Genomic DNA, 19,329 nt, shown 5'->3' with positions numbered 1-19,329 from the left:
CCTCGGTACCCCCAGCCCACTCGGCGTGCCCAGCCCGCTGGGCACCCCCAGCCCGCTGGGCATGCCCGGACCGGCCGCAGGAAGCTCAGCGGCGGGCGTGAACGCCGCGAACTCCTTCCTGCAGGTGCTCAACGGCATGCTCAACCGCGTGGTGCCCGGGGTGGGTTCGATCATGCCGACCGACGTCAGTTCGCTGACTCCGCCCGGTACCCCCATGGCGGGGACGCCCGCGCTCGAGACCCCGCCGGCCCCGCCGACCCCGCCGGCGCTGGTACCGCAGACTCTCGCGGGCGCACGGACCTTCTCCGTGCACTGAGGCGGCGGCGCGCCGGCCGTCGGATTCGCCCGACGGCCGGCCGCGGCCGGATTGAAGTCCGAAGAAGGAATCAGAAGTCCGAAAATAAGGATAGTCGACCGTGATTTTGCGGCCCGCCCAGACCGGTCATCCGCGCGATTATTGCCACACCCCGTCGTGTGAGAGACTGATCAGCCGGAATGTCTGCTAGGAGGAGCCACCATGGCCAAGCGAGGCCGCAAGAAGCGCGATCGTAAGCACAGCAAAGCCAACCACGGCAAGCGACCCAACTGCGGCTCGAAGTCCGTATAAACCTCGCCGGCCAACCTGACCCGACCTCGGCTCGACGACGGCAGGCTGCGTCCGCGAGGCATGAGGCTTACCGACAAAACCGCCCAGGCTCATCGAGCCCGGGCGGTTTTTCTCACGCAACTTGGCCTAGTCCCCCGCGGGGAACGTCCGGACGATCGTGGTCCGGCTGATCTCTAGCCGCACCCGTTCATAGAGACGTGACGGAGCCTTGTCGCCACTGCATTTGCGGGCGATCAGCGTCTTGATCCGTTCCTCGACACCGTAGTGCCGCAGACATCCCGGGCATTCCTCGAGGTGCCGGCGCAGTTTGGCCTTGGTCTCGGCCGTGCATTCGCCGTCCAGCAACGTCCATACTTCGGCGATCACCTCGGAACAATCGGTGTGGGTTTCGCCGGCTGCCGGCGGCGTATTGCAGTCCCGCGGGTGCTCGGTCACGACGACACCTCCTCGGGAGCCTGGCCGTCGCGGATGAATCCACGGTCGCGGGCCACATCGGCCAGCAGACTGCGCAACTGTCGTCTGCCGCGGTGCAGACGCGACATCACCGTGCCGATCGGCGTATCCATGATCTCGGCGATCTCCTTGTACGGGAATCCTTCGACGTCGGCGTAGTAGACCGCCATCCGGAACTCTTCGGGAAGCTGCTGCAGTGCCTCTTTGATCTCGGTGTCGGGCAGCGTCTCCAATGCCTCCACCTCCGCCGAGCGCAGACCCGTCGAGGAGTGTTCGGCGGTGGCCGCCAGCTGCCAGTCGGTGATCTCGTCGGTCGGGTATTCGGCGGGCGTGCGCTGCTTCTTGCGGTAGCTGTTGATGTAGGTGTTGGTCAGGATGCGGTATAGCCACGCCTTGAGGTTGGTGCCCTCCCGAAACGAGCGGAACCCCGCGTAGGCCTTGACCATGGTCTCCTGCAGCAGGTCCTCGGCGTCGGCGGGATTGCGCGTCATGCGCAGCGCGCCGCCGTAGAGCTGATCGAGCATGGGGATCGCGTCGCGTTCGAACCGTGCGGTCAGCTGCTCGTCGGTCTCATCGGAACGCACCGGGGCCGTTGTCTCCGTCGATGCTTCGGTTTCGGTACCGGACGCACTCACGCCGTCAGCCATCTCGATCGCCGCTGTCCCTTCTGTCGCGGTGCCCACAACCAGCCCAGCCGATAGCTCGCGTTCCAGCAGACCGATCGCCGTTGACATCGGCGACTCCTTTCCGATCCTAGGGCCGTGATCGAGGGCGTGGCGCAGCGGCCACACGAACTGCCTTACTCAACAGCGTCGGCCATGGCGCTATTTCCGGTCCGTATCCTGGCGCGGTGAGTCGCGCGGCAACCCGAGCTATCGCGGCCCTGATCGCGGCGCAGGTGCCCCATGAGGTGCTGCGTTACCGGCACGAGCCGGACCGGCGCGGCTTCGGAGCCGAAGCCGTTGCGCAGCTTGCCGCCGCGGGTCCGGACGGTGTGCGGCCCGAGCAGATCTTCAAGACGCTGGTGGTCGCTGTCCCGCACGGGCTGGCGGTCGCGGTGCTGCCGGTGCCGGCGAAGCTGTCGCTGAAGGCGGTCGCCGCTGCGCTGGAAGTGCCCAAGGCCGCCATGGCCGACCCGGCGGCGGCGCAGCGGGCGACCGGCTACGTGCTGGGCGGGATCTCGCCGTTCGGGCAGCGCAAAGCATTGCCGACGGTGGTGGACGCCTCGGCGCTGGGCCTCGACCGGGTGTTGTGCAGCGCTGGGCAACGCGGCTGGGACGTGGCGGTGGCACCCGCGGATCTGATCCGATTGACCGGCGCGATCACCGCCGACCTTCAGGCCCACTGACCGGGGCCGTCACCGTTCAGCCGTCCCGGACCGAGCCGGGATCGTCACGCGGTGCGGCGCCGAGGATGTCGTCGACCGTCGCAGCGAACGACAATGCGGCATCGATACCCACCGCATCCACCACTCGGGCGGCGATGCGCTGGCCGCTGACCAGGCAGAGCCTGATGCCGCGTCGTCGGCAGCCGGCCGATTCCTCGACCAGCACCGCAAATGCGCAGATTGCCATGAACTCGAGTCCGCTGGTATCGATGATCAGCGGTCCGGGAGCTGTCGCCACCTCGGCGGCCTCGCCGATCAGGCGGCGCCAGACGGCGACGTTGGACGCATCGACGCTGCCACCCGCGTGGACCAGCAGTGCGGAGCCGCGACGCTCCATAAGGACGTGCAACTCGTCTTCCGCAGGGCCCTCCGGGGCGAACGCCTCGTCCGCGCAATGCTCGGCAGTAAAGCGACCGGCCGTCATCGCGGTGATCCGAGCCGCTTCCGCCCACTCCGAATCGGTCCCGGCGCGGCGCCGAACCGCGAAACGGGTGAGTTTACGCCGTAAACCGAACAGCATGCGGTCGAAGGTACGCCGGTTGGTTTACGTTGTAAACCTCGCCGCAGCGGCTACCGCACCGAATGGCCCCACCACCACAGCCCGCCCCGCCCCACCCCGAGCGCGCCGCCGCCCCGCACGCCGCAGTCGGCGCACGGGGCGGCGTTCTCGCTTGTTAGTCCTTGAAGGCGTCCTTGATGTTCTCGCCGGCCTTCTTCAGGCTGGATTTCCCCTGGTCAGCCTTGCCCTCGTTGCGGAGGTCGTCGTCGCCGGTGACCTTGCCGGCGGCTTCTTTGGCCTTGCCCGCGACGTCCTGTGCGGCGTTCTTGGCCTTGTCTGCCAGTCCCATCGTGCAGCTCCTCCCTCATCTGACGTTGCAACACGGCACATACCCACGCTGTTTACAACGTAAACGTCGAAGGTGGCGCCGATTGCCTCAGCGACGGGCGAGCAGCAGTTCGAGTCGGTCGAGCATGGCTTCCAGCGCCTCTTCGAACTCGGCGGAGCTGCGGTCCTGCGACAACATCGGTTGCAAACGCCTCAGCTGCGGGTAGTCGGTCAGGTCGCGCCCGGGCCGCTCGCCGCTGTCATCAAGGAGTGCCTCGTCGGGGTGCAGTTCGGCGCCGCGCGCGGACACCTCCAACAGCAGGTGACCGATCAGGAATGTGGTGTAAGAGCGGTAGGCCGCCACCGCGGCGCCGTCGTCGAATCCGTAGGAGATCAGCGTATCGAGGAAGCTTTCCATCCAGCGCAGGCTGCGCAGCGGCGGCCGAACCCACGGCGCCTCCGGCGCCTGGGTGGCGACCAGCGGAAACATCTCGGGGTGATCGAGTGCGATCTGACGCACTCCGTGTGCCAGCCGCATGAGGTAGTCCTGCCAGCCGTCTTCCTGGCGCCGCGCCGCGAGTTGATCGGCGTAGAGCCGGTCGATGATGTGGTCGACGACGCCGGTGAGCAGGTCGCCGCGGCCGTGCACGTAGCGGTAGAGCGCCATCGCCTCAACCCCGCACGCCGCGCCCAGGGCACGCATCGTCAATTTCGACAGACCCTGGCGATCGATGAAGTCGATGGCCATTTCCAGGATCCCGTCACGGCTCAACTGCGCAAACGATCGCGGGCCGTCGAGACCACCGGTGTCCTCGGACAGTTCGGCCTGGGCCGCCCGACGCTGAGCACCGAGATCATCGGTTTCCACGTGGACCACCCCTTTTCACCGCACCGACGGGACGACCAGCCGACTCAGCAATTCCCAGGCGTGGTCGTCATTCCTGCCGCCTCGCAGCGGACCACAAGCCTCGGCGCACACCGAGGGCGAGTTTACGTCGTAAGCCCGTCCCCGCCGGCCGAAAACGCTCCCTCGTCTGATCGGACCGATGCAACCGCACCCTGCCTTCGCTCAATACCCAGGCGACGAGCACTTGACGCACCGCCGGACCTGAACCTACATTCGCTGAAATTGAATTGTCATTCATTCTTTCTGAATACAAACTCACCCAGGAGGCCCCGTGACCGACTACGAAGACATCACCTATGAGGTCGACGGCCCCGCCGCCGTCATCACGATCAACCGCCCGCACCGCTATAACGCTTTCCGCGGCCAAACCGTGGAGGAAATGGTCAAGGCGTTCCGGGCAGCCTGGGCTGACACCCGGGTCGCGGTCATCATCCTGACTGGGGCCGGCGAGAAGGCCTTCTGCACCGGAGGCGACGTCAAACAGCGCGCCGAAACCGGGGATTACGGACCCACCGAGAGCGGCATGTTCGAGATCGGCTACCTGCACAAGCTGATTCGCGATGTGCCCAAGCCGGTGATCGCCGCGGTCAACGGCGTCGCCATCGGCGGCGGTCATGTGCTGCACGTGCTCTGCGACCTCTCGATAGCTTCGGAGACCGCCAAGTTCGGTCAGGCCGGCCCCCGGGTCGGATCCTTCGACGCCGGATTCGGCTCGGCGTACCTGGCTCGCGTCGTCGGCGAGAAGCGCGCGCGGGAAATCTGGTACCTGTGCCGGCAGTACGACGCCGCCACCGCCGAACGCTGGGGACTGGTGAACTGGGTGGTTCCGGCCGAGCGACTGCTCGACGAGGCCAAGGCCGTCGCCGCCGAGATCGCCGAAAAGAGCCCGACCGCACTGCGTTTCCTCAAACAGTCCTTCAACGCCGACACCGACCACCAGGCCGGCCTGAGCAACATGGCGATGTCGGCGCTGGAGATCTTCGTGCACACCGACGAGGGCAGGGAGGGCGCCGCGGCGTTCGCCGAGAAGCGTCCCGCCGACTTCGGCCAGTTCATCACGGCCTGACGCCGACCAGGACAGGACTGATCCATGAGCAATTCTCTCGCGCTGGTCACCGGAGCCGGATCGGGTATCGGCAAGGCGATCACCCTGGCGTTCGCCGCACAAGGTGACCGGGTGATCGCCGCCGATCTCGACCTCGCTGCGGCCGAGGCCACCGCCGCCGAGCAGCCCGAGCTCATCACCGCGTTGCCGGTCGACGTCGCCGATCGCGCGCAGGTCGACGCGTTACGCGACCGGGCGCACGCCGAGATCGGTGTGCCAACGGTGGTGGTCAACGCCGCCGGGTGGGATCGGACCGACCAATTTCTCAACGCCACAACGGAATTTGCCGAGAAGGTGGTGGCAATCAACTACCTCGGGCCAGTTCACGTCTGCAGCGCCTTCCTGCCGGGGATGATCGCGGCAGGCGGGGGCGGACGCGTCGTCAATCTGGCCAGCGACGCCGGACGGGTCGGCAGCGCGGGCGAAAGCATCTACGCCGGCGCCAAGGGCGGAGTGATCGCACTGACCAAATCACTGGCCCGGGAGATGGCCCGCCACGCGATCACCGTCAACTGCGTGTGTCCGGGGCCGACCGACACCCCGCTGTTCGCGGCCCAGCCGGAGAAGCTGAAAGAGGCTTTGATCAAGGCAATTCCGTTCCGACGACTGGCGCGGCCCGAAGAGGTCGCCGCCCCGGTGCTGTTCTTCGCCTCCGCTGCCGCATCGTTCATCACCGGTCAGGTGATCAGCGTCAGCGGTGGTCTGACCATGGCGGGCTGAACGATGACCACGTTGGAGTACAACGCCGAGCACCGGCAGTTCCGGGAGATGGTCGCTGAATTCGTGCGGCGAAGCGTCGTCGGCGCCCACGAGGACCGGGAGCGATCCGGCTGCTGGGACCGCGCCCTGTTCACCGAGGCCGGCCGCCTGGGCCTGCTGGGCTTCCCGGTGGCCGAGGAATTCGGCGGCCCGGGCGTCCACGACTTCCGCTACCACGCCATCGTGATCGAAGAACTGCAGCGAGCCGGAGCGGCCGCCGAAGCCATCGCGTTCTCCCTGCAGAACGACGTGGTGCTGCCGTACCTGACCGACCTCACCACCCCCGAGCAGCAAAAGCGCTGGCTACCTGGGGTGGTGACCGGCGAGACGGTGCTCGGCATCGCGATGACCGAGCCCGGCGCCGGCAGCGACCTCGCGGGCATCCGCACCACGGCCCGCCGCGACGGCGAGTCCTACGTCGTCAACGGCGCGAAGACCTTCATCTCCAACGGCCAAACCGGTGATCTGTTCGTCGTCGCGGTGCGCACCGGGGAAGACCGGCACCGCGGACTGTCGCTGCTGGTGGTCGAGGCCGACACACCGGGCTTCGACCGCGGGCGCAACCTGGAGAAGATCGGACTGCACGCCCAGGACACCAGCGAACTGACCTTCACCGACATGCGGGTGCCAGCGGCAAACCTGCTCGGCGAGGAAGGACAGGGCTTCTATCAGCTGGTCCGCAACCTGCCGCAGGAGCGGCTGTCGTTGGGAGTCGGCGCGGTCGCGGCCGCCGAGGGCGTGCTGCGCGACACGCTGGACTACGTGAAGCAACGCCAGGCGTTCGGCTCGCCCATCGCGGGGTTCCAGAACACTCAGTTCGTGCTCGCCGAGGTCGCCACCGAACTCGACGTCGCGCGGACCTTCCTCGACGACTGCATCGCCGAACACCTGCGGGGCGACCTGACCGCGGCCCGCGCCGCCAAGCTGAAGTGGTGGACCACCGACCTGCAGGTGCGCACCGCGGATCGTTGCCTGCAGCTGTTCGGCGGTTACGGTTACATGCGCGAATACCCGGTATCGCGGGCCTTCGTCGACGCCCGCATCCAGACCATCTACGGCGGCACCAACGAGATCATGAAGACGATCATCGCCAAGGACCTGGGGATCTGATTTGGCCGATAGGAGCACGCCTTGACCATCGACTACGGCCAACTGCCCGTCGAAGAGGCGGTACGCGCGGCCCGGACCGATTCGCGGCGTCGCCAGATCCTTGATGCGGCAGTCAAAGTCATGCAGAAGACCGGCTTCCACCAGATGTCGATGCAAGACCTGGCCACCGAGGCCGACGTGAGCGTGGGCCTGATCTACAAGTACTTTTCCGGCAAGGAAGATCTGCTGCTGGCGACCATCGTGCGGATCCAGGACGCGTTCAGCGATCAACTCTCCCCCGTCATCGCCGACGCGGGCGACGATCCCGTCCAGCAGTTGACAGCCGGTATCCGGCGCTACATCGAGATCGTCGATGAGAACCTGGACGCGGTGGTGCTGACCTACCGGGAGAGCCGCACCCTGGACTCGGCGGGGCGGACCAAGATCAAGGAACTCGAGATCGCGAGCGCCGCACCGCTTCGCGCCGTCATCGAGGCTGGGATCGCCGCCGGGGCGTTCCACGACGTCGACGTCGACCTCATCGTTTTCGACATCATGCTGCTCGCACACGGCTGGGCCCTCAAACGCTGGCACTTCGGCGAGCTGTACACCCTCGATGAGTACATCGGGCTGCAGACGCGCTTCACGCTCGACTCGCTGCTCCGCGACGGCGGCACCGGCCGGTAGCCCGGGCTCCATACGGGGACGAAAACATCCCCGGAGCACCACCACCGTGGCCGCCGCGGCATAGGCTGACAGGCATGCCCAACTCAGGCCCTCTCTCCGGTAAAACCATGTTCATTTCGGGCGCCAGCCGTGGCATCGGACTGGCGATCGCCAAGCGGGCCGCCCGTGACGGCGCCAACATCGCGCTGATCGCCAAGACCGCCGAGCCCCACCCCAAGCTCGACGGCACGATCTACACCGCGGCCGCCGAGATCGAAGAGGCCGGCGGGCAGGCGCTGCCGATCGTCGGCGACATCCGTGACGGAGACTCCGTGGCCGGTGCCGTGGCCACCGCCGTCGAGCGGTTCGGCGCCATCGACATCTGTGTGAACAACGCCTCGGCGATCAACCTGGGTTCGATCCTCGAGGTACCGCTGAAGCGCTTCGACCTGATGAACGGCATCGAGGTGCGCGGCACCTACGCGGTGTCGCAGGCCTGCATTCCGCACATGATCGGCCGCGAGAATCCGCACATCCTGACCCTGTCCCCGCCGATCCGGCTGGAGCCCCAATGGCTCAAGCCCACCGCGTACATGATGGCCAAATTCGGGATGACGCTGTGCGCCCTGGGCATGGCCGAGGAACTGCGCGGGCACGGGATCGCCTCCAACACGCTGTGGCCGCGCACCATGATCGCGACCGCCGCGGTGCAGAACCTGCTCGGCGGCGACGAGGCGATGGCCCGGTCCCGCACCCCCGAGATCTACGCCGACGCCGCATACGCCATCGTGACCAAGCCGGCCCGCGACTACACCGGCAACTCCCTGCTGTGCGAGGACGTGCTCGTGGACTCCGGTGTCACCGATCTGTCGGTCTATGACTGCGTGCCCGGCAGCGACTTGGGCGTGGACCTGTGGGTCGACACCGTCAACCCGCCGGGGTACGTGCAGAGCTGACCCCGGCCCCGCCGCCACCGGTCGGGATGACCAGCCTGAAGCAGGCGCCCCCGTCGTGCGGAACACAGGTCAGCGTCCCGCCGTGTGCGACAGCCAGCGCCCGCGCGATCGGCAGCCCCAGTCCCGCACCGCCGTGGTCACGGCCGCGGGCGCTGTCCAGGCGCACCAGCCGATCGAAGATCCGCTCGGCGTCCTCGGTGCGAACACCGATGCCGGTGTCGGTGACCACCACCGCGACACCACCGCCGTCTCGACCGACATCGACATTGATCCGCCCGCCGGGTGCGGTGTAGCGGCGCGCGTTGTCGAGCAGGTTGGACAGAATCTGCGCCACCCGCGTGGGATCGACCCGGACGGTGACGGAGTCCACGCCGGTGCGCCCGATTCGCAGTTGCGGGGCAAGCAGCGCGGCTCGATCCAGTTGGGTGTCGACGATGCCGACCAGATCGGTGTCTTTGAGCTCCAGCGGCAGCCCCGCGTCGATGTAGCTCAGGTCCAGCATGTCGGTGACCAGCCGGGTTGCCCGCCGTGCCTCGGTCAACAGCAGGCTGGCGCGACGATGCTGGCGAAGCACTTCGGGTTCGATTGCGTCGTCGCTGATGGACGGGCCGACATGCACGCTGACGTTGCCGGCAATCTGCTCCGCGGCGGCCTGCATTCCCGCTATCGGAGTGCGCAGCTCGTGGGCAGCATCGGCGAGAAAACGCCGTACCGCCGCTTCCGCTCGCTGCGCCCCCTGCGCGGCGCGCTGCGCCCGCTTCTCGGAGTCCTCCAGCTCGTCGAGCATGTCATCGAAAGCTTCTGCAGCCCTGCCCAGTTCGGTCTTGGGGCGGTCGGGGCGCAGTCGACGGCCCCGGTCTCCGGTGGTGATGTCGCGGGCGAGATCGGTGAGACGGTCCAGCGGCGCGAGCAGCGCTCGGCTCGCGGCGGCCAGCAGCGTCGATGCGAGCAGCAGGGTCCCCACGCCGGCCTCGATCATCAGGCGCCGCAATCTGCGCAGCGTCTCATCGGACTCGGTGGTGTCGGCGACCAGGATCACCCGGTCGCCGTTGGCCAACGGATGTACCAGGACCGTCGCGGTGTCGTCGGGCTCCAGTGGCGGAGCCGGAATCTTCGATCCGGTGGTGGCGTCGGGCTCGATCGCGGGGTCGCCGTAGCTGCTGCCGTCGGCGGTGACGACCAGAGCGGCGATGATGCCGCCGTTGAGTTGTTCCGACATCTGTTCAGCCGAGATTCCCAGTGCCACCAAGGAATCCGCTCGCGCCGTGGCCGCTGCCAGCCGTTCGTGCACGCTGCGCGTTGCCAGCGCGGTCAAGGTGGCGTTGATCACCAGCCCCATCGCCAGCATCAGCACTGCGAGCAGCGCCAGCACCATCACCGTCAGCCGGCGCCGTAGCGAGGGGGTGGCGGTCATGAACCCGAAAGTTCCAGCCGGTAACCGATCCCGCGCACCGTATGCAGGATCCGCGGTCCGTGCGCCTCGAGCTTTTGCCGCAGCCCGCTGATGTGGACCTGCACCAGGTTGGGGTCGTAGGCCTCATAACCCCATACCGCGTTGAGGATCTGTGCGCTGCTGACGATGCGGCCTCGCTGTTCGACAAGGTAGATCAGGACTCGCAGCTCAGTGGCGGTCAAGCCCAGCGGGGTGCCCGACCGGGAGGCCACTCCGGCGTCGACGTCGACCATCAGATCGCCGAACTGCACGGCAGCCGGCAACCGGCCCCGTCGGCGTAGCACCGCACCGACCCGCGACACCAGTTCGGCCAGCTCGAACGGCTTGACCACGTAATCGTCGGCGCCGCCGTCAAGACCGCGCAGCCGGTCGGGTAAGCCGTCGCGCGCGGTGAGCAGCACCACCCCCACCTCGCCCCAACGCAGGATCACGTCCATCAGCGCGAAGCCGTCGCGCCCCGGCAGCATGACGTCGAGTACCACCAGATCCGGCCGGAAGCCGTCCAGCACCTCCTCCAGCCCGTGCCCGTCGGGCTGGGTGTCGGTGAGGTAGCCGGCATCGGCCAGCGCCTCGCTGACCATCTCACGGATGGTCTCGGAGTCCTCTACAACCAGCACCCGCGGCGTCCCCACGCTGAAGGGCGTACCGCCGCGACGGTCGGCGGACCGGGAATCGGCCATGGTCCATTGATAACACCGTGACGCCCCGTTGGGCATCCAACTGGTGCAGCTTTCGCCCACCATCGCGGTCTTCAGGTTCACTTCAAGTTGGCTGTCTACGGTCACGGTGACCGAGTACGCCCGGCGACCCGTCGCACCGGCGCGAACACCGGGGAAATTCAGGAGACACGATGACGGCTACTACCAACAGGACTGTCTGACAATGGATTTCGCAATGCTGCCGCCAGAGGTCAACTCGAGCCGGATGTATTCGGGGGCGGGAGCGCAGCCGTTGCTGGCCGCAGCCACCGCCTGGAGCGCCCTGGCCGCCGAACTGAACGGCATGGGTCTGGCGTACGACTCGATGATCGACGAGCTGTCCGCCGGCTGGGCCGGGCCCAGCGCCGCCGCGATGGCCGCCGCGGCGGCACCGTACGCCCAGTGGATGCATGCCACCGCGGCCCAGGCCGAACACACCGCTTCGGCGGCCAGGACGGCTGCCGCCGCCTACGACGCGGCGTTCGCGATGACCGTGCCTCCCCCGGCGGTCACCGCCAACCGCACCCAGATGGTGTCCCTGCTGACCACCAACTACTTGGGTCAAAACACCGCTGCCATCGCCGCCACCGACGCCCAGTACTACGAAATGTGGGCCCAGGACGCCACCGCCATGTACGGCTACGCCACCAACTCCGCCGCTGCCACCAGACTGGCCCCGTTCACCCAGCCGCCGCGCACCACCAATCCCGCCGGGGCGGCAAATCAGGCCGGTGCGGTCGGCCAGGCCGCCGCCACCGCAACCGGCAGCCACGCCGATACCGCCGTCTCCGCGATCACCCAGGCCCTGCAGGGCCTCAGCGCGCCGGGATCGGCGGCGGCGATGGAGCCCGGGCTGGCGGCGTCCTACCTGGCGTTGGCCTCCAGCTTGTTCGGCACCTTCGTCATCGACTCGGCCGGAACCTTCGGCGTGGACGCGGCCGGCACCTTCGGGATCGACCTGATCGGCGTCGGCGAGATCGAGAGCGAACTGCTGCCGGAGATGGAGATGTTCGAAGCGCTGGAACCGGTGAGCGCCGAACTGGGCGAAGCCGCCACGCTCAGCGGACTGTCGGTCCCGCAGTCCTGGGCCACCGCGGCGCCGACGACGACCGTGATCCAGCAGGTCGGCGGCGCGTTGCCGACCGCCGCGCCAGGCGCGGTCCCCACCGCCGCAGCCGGCGCCACCGCTCTGCCACTGGCCGCCATCGGCGCCGCCGGACTGGCCGGCAGGGCCACCGCCGGTGTCGGCCGGGGCCGCCGCGGCAACACCAGTCCGAAACCAGCCCCCAAACGGGCGCCGCGCGGCATCGTCAAACAGCGTGACCAACCCGAGCAGCCGGAGAAACCCCCGGTTCGGCCGTTGGGCGGCCCGATCACCCGGATCTCCGGCGAGCTGCGAGAGCTGGCCGACCTGCGCGATGCCGGAATCCTCACCGAAGAAGAGTTCACCCAGGAAAAGCAGCGCCTCCTCGGCCGGTAGCAGCTATGGATTTCGCACTGTTGCCGCCGGAGGTCAACTCCGGCCGAATGTATTCCGGCGCGGGCGCCGGCCCCTTGCTGGCCGCGGCGTCGTCCTGGGATGCGCTGGGCGCCGAACTGCACGCCGCGGGACTCGCCTACACCTCGGTGCTCACCGAACTGAGCTCCGGCTGGGCAGGCCCCAGCGCGCGAGCAATGGCCGCCGCCGCGGCCCCGTACGCCCAGTGGCTGTACACCGCCGCGATCCAGGCCGAGGAGACTGCCATCGCGGCCCGCGCCGCGACCGCCGCCTACGAGTCCGCTTTCGCCATGACCGTGCCGCCGCCGGTCATCGCCGCCAACCGCAGCCTACTGATGACGCTGGTCGCGACCAACTTCCTGGGCCAGAACACGCCGGCGATCGCGGCCACCGAGGCCCACTACTACGAGATGTGGGCCCAGGACGCCACCGCCATGTATGGCTACGCCGCCGGCGCCGCCGCCGCCAGCAGGCTGACCCCGTTCCGTCAACCACCGCGCACCACCAACTCCGCTGCTGCGTCGGCCCAGTCAGCGGCCGTCATGCAGGCGGCCGCCACCACCTCGGAGGGCCACGGCGAGGGCGTCATCACCACTGTCACCCATGCGCTGGAATCCTCGTCGGCCCTGGCCGAAGCCGTTGGCGCGGACGCGCTCTTGATCAGCGAACCCGCGATGGAGGTCGGCATCGCCGGGGTCGAGCTGGTTGTCGACTCGATGGGCACGTTCGGCATCGACGCGCTCGGCACGTTCTTGTTCGACGCGATGGGCGCGGCCGAGATCGGCCAGGAGTTGCTGCGCGCCGCGATGACCGGCGCGCTGCCGATCTCGGCCAACCTGGCCTCGGCGACGTCGATCAGCGGCCTGTCGGTGCCGCTGGCCTGGGCGTCGGCCGCACCGGCGGTGGTGGCTCCGCAGATCGGCATGTCGCTGGTCTCCGTCGGCACGGCAGCCGGGACGTCCGCCGTCCCGGCCGTCGCCGCCGGCGAGATGATGATCCCCGCGGTGGGCATGGCCGCGGCCGGCGTGGCCGGAAGGGCCGGAGCGGGCGCCGCCAGCGGCCGCCGTATCCCGACTGCCGGTACCGCCGCCCCGGCGCCGGCACGGCCGGCCGACGAGCTGCCGGAGTTGCCGGCACACTCAGCGCTCGGCCTGTTGATGGGGGCGGACATCGAACTGCGTGAGCTGGCCGAGCTGCGCAACGCCGGGATTATCACCGACGAGGAGTACGCGCTGGAAAGGCGCAGCCTGGTCGGACGTTAGAGCAGGTAGGCCTGCTCGGGTTGCGGCTCGGCCGGTGCGATCAGCTCAGCCGAGTTGTTTCGTACGCTGTTGACCAGCGTCGAGACTTCACGTACCGCGATCCCTGCCACGTCCGGCGGGCGGGCCAGCAGGGTGGTGTCGATCGCCGCGTCCGGATCCAACCAGGTGTCCCAATGGTTTTCGGGTAACAGCAAGGGCATCCGGTCGTGAATCCCGGCGAGTTCGCCGACGGCCGCAGTGGTGATGATCGCGACGCTGAGCACCGCATCGGCGGACCGGTTGGGGCGCCAGACCGACCACAGGCCGGCCGCAAACAGCATCGCGCCGTCACCGTGGATGTAGAACGGCGTCTTGCGGGCCTTGGGCCCGCCCGGCTCGCTGCGCCATTCGTAGTAGCCGTCCATCGGCACCAGGCAGCGCCGCCGCTGCGCGGACGCGGAGTACGCCGGTGAGGTGGTGACCTTCTCGGCACGGGCGTTGATCATCAACGGGCCGCCGGACACCGGCGCGCCGTCGGGACCGGACTTCGTCCACGGCGGCACCAGTCCCCAGCGCATCAGCCGCAGCCGCCGCGTCGGTGCGTCGCCGGGTTTATGCGGCGGTTCCAGCTTCGCCTCTCCTGCGTCGAGCCTCGCTGAACCGCCGGGCTCAGAGTGCCGGCTGACCAGGGCCGCGATCGGGTCGGTGGGCGCTACGTTGTAGTTCGGGCTCGTGTCGGCGTCGGCCGGCATCTCGTTGACCGCATCGATGCGCGTGGCCAGTAACGCCGGATCGGTGGTCACCGCGAAACGCCCGCACATACCTTCATGGTGACAGCTAGTCGATCCGGGTGGCGGTGACCGCCCAGAACGGCATGTGCACCAGGTTGTCTTCGAGCAGCGGTTGCAGGTACGCGAACCGCTCGGCCAGCGCGCGCACACCGTCCAGCAGGTCCTCGCGGCCCAGCGCCTCCATCACCGTGACCATGTCGGTGAACGCAGTCGGTTCAAAAGTCCCCTGATAGGTCGTGGTGCCGATGTGGTCGATCCGCCACCCGGCGGATTCGAGCAGCGGACCGAAGCGCTCCGGCGACAACCCGTCCAATTGCCAGCCGTTGACGTTGTGGCGCCCGGCTTCGAACATGAACAGCCGGGCTTGGGGCCTGGTCGCCCGGTGCAGGCTGCGCGCGTAGCGCAACTGGGTTTCTTCGTCGTCCTGGAACAGGTGGTAGAACGCGCTGTCGACCACGGTGTCGAACCGGCCGTCGAACCCGACGAGGTCCACCGCGTCGGCCACCTGGAAGTCGACTGTCACACCGGCTTGGGCGGCGTTACGTCGCGCGACCGCGATGGCGGCCGGGGAAAGGTCGAGTCCTGTTGTCGAATAGCCATGGGCCGCATAGTGAATCGCGTGGTGACCCGAGCCGGTTCCGGGGTCGAGGACTTCCCCGCGCAGCGCGCCGCACGCCACCAGTTGCTGCACCACCGGCTGCGGACGGCCGATGTCCCACGGCTCGGGAGGGCTTGCCGGCGCCGCGGCGCCGAGCTCGGTATCGCTGTTCATCGCCCCCAACTGTGCGCGAGCCCGGTTAACGAAATCAGAACGCGCGGTGTACGAACGGCGACAGTCGCCCCGGTGATGGCAAGATCGCCGCTGTGCGCCTCTCCGTCCTCGATCTCACGCCGGTCCGCACCGACCAGTCCACTCCGGATGCACTGGCGGCAACGATGCGACTCGCGAAGATCGCCGACGATCTGGACTACGCCCGCTACTGGGTCGCCGAGCACCACAACATCCCATCGGTGGCGGCGACCAGCCCGGCGGTGCTGACCGCGATGATCGCCGCTGCCACCTCGCGTATTCGGGTGGGCTCGGGTGGAGTGATGTTGCCCAATCATGCGCCCCTGGCCGTGGCCGAGCAGTTCGCGCTGCTGGAGGCCGCCCATCCCGGACGTATCGACCTGGGCATCGGACGTGCCTCCGGAGCGGATCCGGTGGCGTCGACGGTGTTGCGCGGCGGACGCGGCGACCATGACAACCAGGGCCTCAATGATTTTCCCGACAATCTCACCGACGTGATCGCCCTGCTGGGCACCGCGGGAGTGTCAGTGCAACTGGCGGACCGCAGCTACATTCTGCGGTCGACGCCGCACGCGCTGACCAGGCCGCGCGTGTTCGTGCTGGGCTCCTCGGTGCAGTCAGCCCTAGTCGCCGCGACCAAGGGGCTGCCCTACGTATTCGGCCATCACCTGTTCGGCGAACACACCGACGAGGCGCTGGCGTGCTACCGGTCGCGGTTCGTCCCGAGCGAGCTTGCCGCCGAGCCGGTCGCGTTTTTGACCGTGAACACCGTGGTTGCCGAAACATACGAAGAGGCAACGGCTTTGATTCTTCCGTATCTGCGGCTGCAGGCCCGAACCGCGACCGGACAACCACCCGGCCCCCTGGAACTGGTCGAAGACGCCGAGCACGCAACTCTCACTCCGCAGCAGCACCGCGTCGCGCAGGGCGAACTCGAACGGGCCGTGGTCGGAACACCGGCCGAAGCACTCACGCAACTGCGGGAACTGGCCGACCGGTTCGGCGTGGACGAGTTGATGCTCAACCCGGTCGCATCCGCCCGGCGCGGCACCGACCCAGCCCGCGCACCGGGGCGCGAATCCACTCTGCGACTGTTAGCTGAAGCGGCGTCGACAAAGTGAACAACAGGTGAAGGCAAACCAACGCCAGAGGGCTGCTCGGTGAATGTTTCGGGTGCCTTTTCCAACTGTCAATGAACAACTGCTGACAGTCTCCGAAAAGTCCCCTTCGTGGCTGTGTGTCGGGCGTCAGATCGCATAGCGTCGGGTCTGCGCCCAAGGGCGTACGCGATCCGCAATGCAGCGATCGCGGAACTTGAAAAGACTTCGACGAGGAGCCTTCATGTCGTTCGTCACAACGCAACCCGAAGCGTTGCTGGCCGCCGTCGCCAACCTGCGAACCATCGGTTCGTCGCTGGCCGCGCACAGTGCCGCGGCCGCGGCGCCCACCACGGGCGTGGTGCCGGCCGCCGCCGACGAGGTATCCGCGCTGACCGCCGCCCAGTTCGCCGCCCACGCCCAGGCCTACCAAACCGTGAGCGCGCAGGCGGTGGCCGTCCACGAGATGTTCGTGAACGCCCTGAGCAACGGAGCCAACGCATACGCCGCAACCGAGGCTGCTAACGCAGCAGCGGCCGGTTAGGTCACCGCGATGGACTACTTGTCGTTGCCTCCTGAGGTGACCTCCACCATGATCTACTCCGGGCCCGGCTCGGAGCCCATGGCCGTAGCCGCGTCGGCGTGGAGTGCGCTGGCGGCTGAACTGAAAACCGTTGCGGCCGAGTACCGGGCCGTCATCAACCAGCTGACCTCAGAGGAATGGCTCGGGGCCGCGTCGGCGTCGATGGCAACCGCAGCAGCGCCCTACGTGAACTGGATGGAGCTCACCGCCGCGCAGGCCGAGCAGGCCGCCACGCAGGGCCGGGCCGCCGCAGCCGCTTACGAGAGCGCACACGCCCAGACGGTGCCGCCGGTGGCCGTCACCGCGAACCGCCAGCTCCTGCAGCAGTTGGTCGCCACCAACATCCTCGGGCAGAACACCCCGTCGATCGCGGCCACCGAGGCCGAGCACGGTGAGATGTGGGCGCAGGACACGCTGGCGATGTACGGCTACCACGCCCAGTCCAGCGCCGCGACCCAGCTCAACGACTTCACCGCGCCGCCCAACCCGACCAACCCGGGTGGTGACGCCGCGAACGCCAACGCGGTCGCCTCGGCGAGCGGCACTGCCACGGCCACCAAGGCGTCCAGCACGTTGCAGAACCTGCTGAACTCGCTGACCCCCAAGGCTGCCGACGGCTCGACTTATGGCGCCGATGACATCCTCGCCGACCCGAACTACAACCTGTCCAACCAGCTCATGACCCAGCTGGTGAGCAACTCGAACCTGCAGTCCAACAACGTCTGTGCGGTCTGGCGTGGCGTCAGCGGTGTGCTCGGCCTGCAGAAGTTGTTCGCCGACGGCGCCAAAGCGGCGGCACCGGCCGCGGCCTCGGCAGCCAGTGGCGCCGCTTCCGGCGCCGCGAGCGCGGCCTCGGGTGCCGCCGGCGCAGTCGGCGGCCTCTCGGTCCCGGCGGCCTGGGTTCCGCCCATGGCGGCGGCGTCCACGCTGGGCCCGGTTTCCGGCGGCTCCTGGGTGCCGGTGGGTCCCGCTGCCGCGGCGGCGCTGCCGTCCGCGGGCGGAATTCTCGGCGGTGCCCCGATCGCACCTCCGGCGGGAATGCCCGGAATGCCGGGTATCCCGGCTGCGGGCGCGGCAGGAGCCGGCTTCCGCGGGTTTGGTGGGCCGCGTTACGGAACCGCGTTGACCGTCATGCCGCGTCGCCCCTTCGGCGGATAGCACCGAGGCCGAAATGATCGACTACGGGGCGCTGCCTCCGGAGGTCAATTCCACGCGGATGTACGCGGGTGCCGGCTCCGGTTCGATGTTGGCAGCAGCGGGGGCCTGGGATGTCTTGGCCCAAGAGTTGAGCGTGACCGCGGCCGCGGTGGACATGACCATCGCGGACCTGACCAGCGGTCCGTGGCGCGGACCGTCGGCGACCGCGATGGCCGCGGCGGCACTGCCGTTCACCACCTGGTTCAAGACGACGGCCGCGCAAGCCGAACAGGCGGCCATGCAGGCCAAGGCCGCGGCGGCCGCCTTCGAAGCCGCGTTCGCGATGACGGTGCCGCCCCAGATGGTGTTCGCCAACCGGGCCCAGCTGATGATGTTGGTCGCCACCAACTTCTTCGGCCAGAACACCCCGGCCATCGCGGCGACCGAAGCGCATTACGCGGCGATGTGGGCGCAGGACGCCGCGGCGATGTATGCCTATGCCGGTGGTTCCGCGGCGGCGTCGCAGTTGTCGGAGTTCACCTCGCCGCCGCAGACCACTAACCCTGCTGCGCAGGCGGGGCAGGCCACCGCGACCACCCAGGCCGTCGGCAACTCGGCGGCGTCGCAGGCCGCCTCCCAGGCGACCTCGCAGGCGTTGAACTCGTCCTTGCAGTCACTCACTCAGGCGGGCGCGGCCACTGGGACGCCCGTGGTCCCGGCTACCGGTACCGCACCAACCACCGGCTCGGCGGCGTGGACCGCGTTTCTGCAACAGATCGTCACTCCGTTGAACACACTCACCGGCTACACCAACTCCGCCATGGGCCCGTTCCGGCTCTTTGACATGGCCGGTCAGTTCCTCAACGGTGAGGAGGTCTCCGGTCAGGCGGTGGCCGATGCCAGGGCGTTCTTCACCGAACTGACCAAGGTGGCCGAGGTCGCGAAGGCGGGAACCGCAGCCTCCTACACCCCGGGGTTCGGCGCCGCATCACCGTCGGTCGCCCTGGGCCGGGGCATCCAGGTCGGGGCGTTGTCGGTGCCGCAGAGCTGGCCGATGGCTCCGACTTCGGCCAATCAGGCTGCGGCGACACTGGCTTCGAGCCGGGTGGCCGCTGCGGAGGCCGGCGCGATGCCGCGCGGCGGCATGGCAGGGTTGGCCGGCATGGCGGGTCTTCCCGGGGCCAGTGCCGCGGCCAACGGCGGCCCTACCGGCTTCCGGTTCGTTCCCCGGTACGGCTACCGCCACCGGGTGATGAACCGGCCGCCCAGCGCCGGGTAGGTGCTGG

The 19,329-nt window shown here is 68.4% G+C and carries 22 protein-coding genes and 1 pseudogene; 14 read left to right on the top strand and 9 right to left on the bottom strand.

Annotated features, from left to right (window positions below):
• Together ABW16_RS09300 and ABW16_RS28100 are read left to right on the top strand one after the other, a co-directional pair.
• Positions 1-316 (top strand): annotated as a pseudogene (locus ABW16_RS09300) (hypothetical protein); the annotation flags it as partial.
• A gap of 201 nt (positions 317-517) precedes the next feature.
• Entirely contained in the window at positions 518-607 is a 90-nt protein-coding gene (locus tag ABW16_RS28100) for a 50S ribosomal protein bL37 (RefSeq protein ID WP_109519535.1), read from the top strand.
• Between the two features lie 126 nt (positions 608-733).
• On the opposite strand, the gene rsrA is transcribed toward ABW16_RS28100, so the two are convergent.
• Positions 734-1,042: a mycothiol system anti-sigma-R factor gene (rsrA, locus tag ABW16_RS09295; RefSeq protein WP_047318853.1), complete on the bottom strand. Its 309-nt coding sequence runs from the start codon at positions 1,040-1,042 to the stop codon at positions 734-736.
• Positions 1,039-1,707, bottom strand: coding sequence for a sigma-70 family RNA polymerase sigma factor (locus ABW16_RS09290; RefSeq protein WP_412178191.1), 669 nt, complete (start codon positions 1,705-1,707; stop codon positions 1,039-1,041). The genes rsrA and ABW16_RS09290 overlap by 4 nt, the downstream gene beginning before the upstream one ends.
• A 203-nt stretch (positions 1,708-1,910) precedes the next feature.
• Between ABW16_RS09290 and ABW16_RS09285 the strand changes: the two genes are divergently transcribed.
• Positions 1,911-2,408, top strand: coding sequence for an aminoacyl-tRNA deacylase (locus tag ABW16_RS09285; protein WP_047318851.1), 498 nt, complete (start codon positions 1,911-1,913; stop codon positions 2,406-2,408).
• 16 nt (positions 2,409-2,424) lie between these two features.
• On the opposite strand, the gene ABW16_RS09280 is transcribed toward ABW16_RS09285, so the two are convergent.
• The 3 genes from ABW16_RS09280 to ABW16_RS09270 form a co-directional block, all read right to left on the bottom strand.
• Positions 2,425-2,967, bottom strand: a complete 543-nt coding sequence (locus tag ABW16_RS09280) for an anti-sigma factor antagonist (protein WP_052956821.1) — start codon at positions 2,965-2,967, stop codon at positions 2,425-2,427.
• A gap of 154 nt (positions 2,968-3,121) precedes the next feature.
• Positions 3,122-3,295: a CsbD family protein gene (locus ABW16_RS09275; protein WP_047318850.1), complete on the bottom strand. Its 174-nt coding sequence runs from the start codon at positions 3,293-3,295 to the stop codon at positions 3,122-3,124.
• 87 nt (positions 3,296-3,382) lie between these two features.
• Complete coding sequence (locus tag ABW16_RS09270; RefSeq protein ID WP_082134023.1) at positions 3,383-4,021, bottom strand: TetR/AcrR family transcriptional regulator; 639 nt, start codon at positions 4,019-4,021, stop codon at positions 3,383-3,385.
• A 430-nt stretch (positions 4,022-4,451) separates the two neighbouring features.
• Here ABW16_RS09270 and ABW16_RS09265 point away from each other — a divergent pair, with 430 nt between their 5' ends.
• The 5 genes from ABW16_RS09265 (at position 4,452) to ABW16_RS09245 (ending at position 8,755) form a co-directional block, all read left to right on the top strand.
• Positions 4,452-5,246 (top strand): enoyl-CoA hydratase-related protein, encoded by a 795-nt coding sequence (locus tag ABW16_RS09265; protein WP_047318849.1) that lies wholly within the window; start codon positions 4,452-4,454, stop codon positions 5,244-5,246.
• A gap of 24 nt (positions 5,247-5,270) precedes the next feature.
• Positions 5,271-6,005 (top strand): SDR family NAD(P)-dependent oxidoreductase, encoded by a 735-nt coding sequence (locus ABW16_RS09260; protein WP_047318848.1) that lies wholly within the window; start codon positions 5,271-5,273, stop codon positions 6,003-6,005.
• 3 nt (positions 6,006-6,008) lie between these two features.
• Positions 6,009-7,154: an acyl-CoA dehydrogenase family protein gene (locus ABW16_RS09255; protein WP_047318847.1), complete on the top strand. Its 1,146-nt coding sequence runs from the start codon at positions 6,009-6,011 to the stop codon at positions 7,152-7,154.
• A gap of 21 nt (positions 7,155-7,175) precedes the next feature.
• Positions 7,176-7,820 carry a TetR/AcrR family transcriptional regulator gene (locus ABW16_RS09250; RefSeq protein WP_047318846.1) on the top strand — a complete coding sequence of 215 codons (645 nt, stop codon included), beginning with the start codon at positions 7,176-7,178 and terminating at the stop codon, positions 7,818-7,820.
• A 74-nt stretch (positions 7,821-7,894) separates the two neighbouring features.
• Positions 7,895-8,755, top strand: coding sequence for an SDR family oxidoreductase (locus tag ABW16_RS09245; RefSeq protein ID WP_082134013.1), 861 nt, complete (start codon positions 7,895-7,897; stop codon positions 8,753-8,755).
• Here ABW16_RS09245 and ABW16_RS09240 read toward each other — a convergent pair.
• Positions 8,727-10,169, bottom strand: a complete 1,443-nt coding sequence (locus ABW16_RS09240; protein WP_047318844.1) for a sensor histidine kinase — start codon at positions 10,167-10,169, stop codon at positions 8,727-8,729. The genes ABW16_RS09245 and ABW16_RS09240 overlap by 29 nt on opposite strands.
• Positions 10,166-10,888, bottom strand: a complete 723-nt coding sequence (locus ABW16_RS09235; RefSeq protein WP_047318893.1) for a response regulator transcription factor — start codon at positions 10,886-10,888, stop codon at positions 10,166-10,168. The genes ABW16_RS09240 and ABW16_RS09235 overlap by 4 nt, the downstream gene beginning before the upstream one ends.
• Positions 10,889-11,090: 202 nt before the next feature.
• On the opposite strand from ABW16_RS09235, the gene ABW16_RS09230 reads away from it, so the two are divergent.
• On the top strand, positions 11,091-12,386 hold the full coding sequence (locus ABW16_RS09230; protein WP_047318843.1) for a PPE family protein, SVP subgroup: 1,296 nt from the start codon (positions 11,091-11,093) through the stop codon (positions 12,384-12,386).
• A 5-nt stretch (positions 12,387-12,391) separates the two neighbouring features.
• Positions 12,392-13,666 (top strand): PPE domain-containing protein, encoded by a 1,275-nt coding sequence (locus tag ABW16_RS09225; protein WP_047318842.1) that lies wholly within the window; start codon positions 12,392-12,394, stop codon positions 13,664-13,666.
• Here ABW16_RS09225 and ABW16_RS09220 read toward each other — a convergent pair.
• Both ABW16_RS09220 and ABW16_RS09215 read right to left on the bottom strand, forming a co-directional pair.
• A complete protein-coding gene (locus tag ABW16_RS09220) occupies positions 13,663-14,466 on the bottom strand; it encodes an SOS response-associated peptidase (RefSeq protein WP_047318841.1) in 804 nt (267 codons plus the stop codon). The two genes, ABW16_RS09225 and ABW16_RS09220, sit on opposite strands and share 4 nt — an antisense overlap.
• A gap of 16 nt (positions 14,467-14,482) precedes the next feature.
• A complete protein-coding gene (locus tag ABW16_RS09215) occupies positions 14,483-15,208 on the bottom strand; it encodes a class I SAM-dependent methyltransferase (protein ID WP_047318840.1) in 726 nt (241 codons plus the stop codon).
• A 92-nt stretch (positions 15,209-15,300) separates the two neighbouring features.
• Here ABW16_RS09215 and ABW16_RS09210 point away from each other — a divergent pair, with 92 nt between their 5' ends.
• The 4 genes from ABW16_RS09210 to ABW16_RS09195 all read left to right on the top strand — a co-directional run bounded on the left by ABW16_RS09210 (position 15,301) and on the right by ABW16_RS09195 (position 19,322).
• Positions 15,301-16,347, top strand: coding sequence for an LLM class flavin-dependent oxidoreductase (locus tag ABW16_RS09210; RefSeq protein ID WP_047318839.1), 1,047 nt, complete (start codon positions 15,301-15,303; stop codon positions 16,345-16,347).
• Between the two features lie 220 nt (positions 16,348-16,567).
• Entirely contained in the window at positions 16,568-16,867 is a 300-nt protein-coding gene (locus ABW16_RS09205; protein ID WP_047318838.1) for a PE family protein, read from the top strand.
• Between the two features lie 9 nt (positions 16,868-16,876).
• Positions 16,877-18,064, top strand: a complete 1,188-nt coding sequence (locus tag ABW16_RS09200; RefSeq protein WP_047318837.1) for a PPE family protein — start codon at positions 16,877-16,879, stop codon at positions 18,062-18,064.
• A gap of 13 nt (positions 18,065-18,077) precedes the next feature.
• A complete protein-coding gene (locus tag ABW16_RS09195; RefSeq protein ID WP_047318836.1) occupies positions 18,078-19,322 on the top strand; it encodes a PPE family protein in 1,245 nt (414 codons plus the stop codon).
• The last annotated feature ends 7 nt before the right edge of the window (positions 19,323-19,329 follow it).

The sequence above is a fragment of the Mycolicibacter heraklionensis genome, assembly GCF_001021505.1.
Classification (GTDB): domain Bacteria; phylum Actinomycetota; class Actinomycetes; order Mycobacteriales; family Mycobacteriaceae; genus Mycobacterium; species Mycobacterium heraklionense.
The sequence above is the reverse complement of the archived record's forward strand: the minus strand, read 5'-3'. Positions and strand labels throughout refer to the sequence as shown.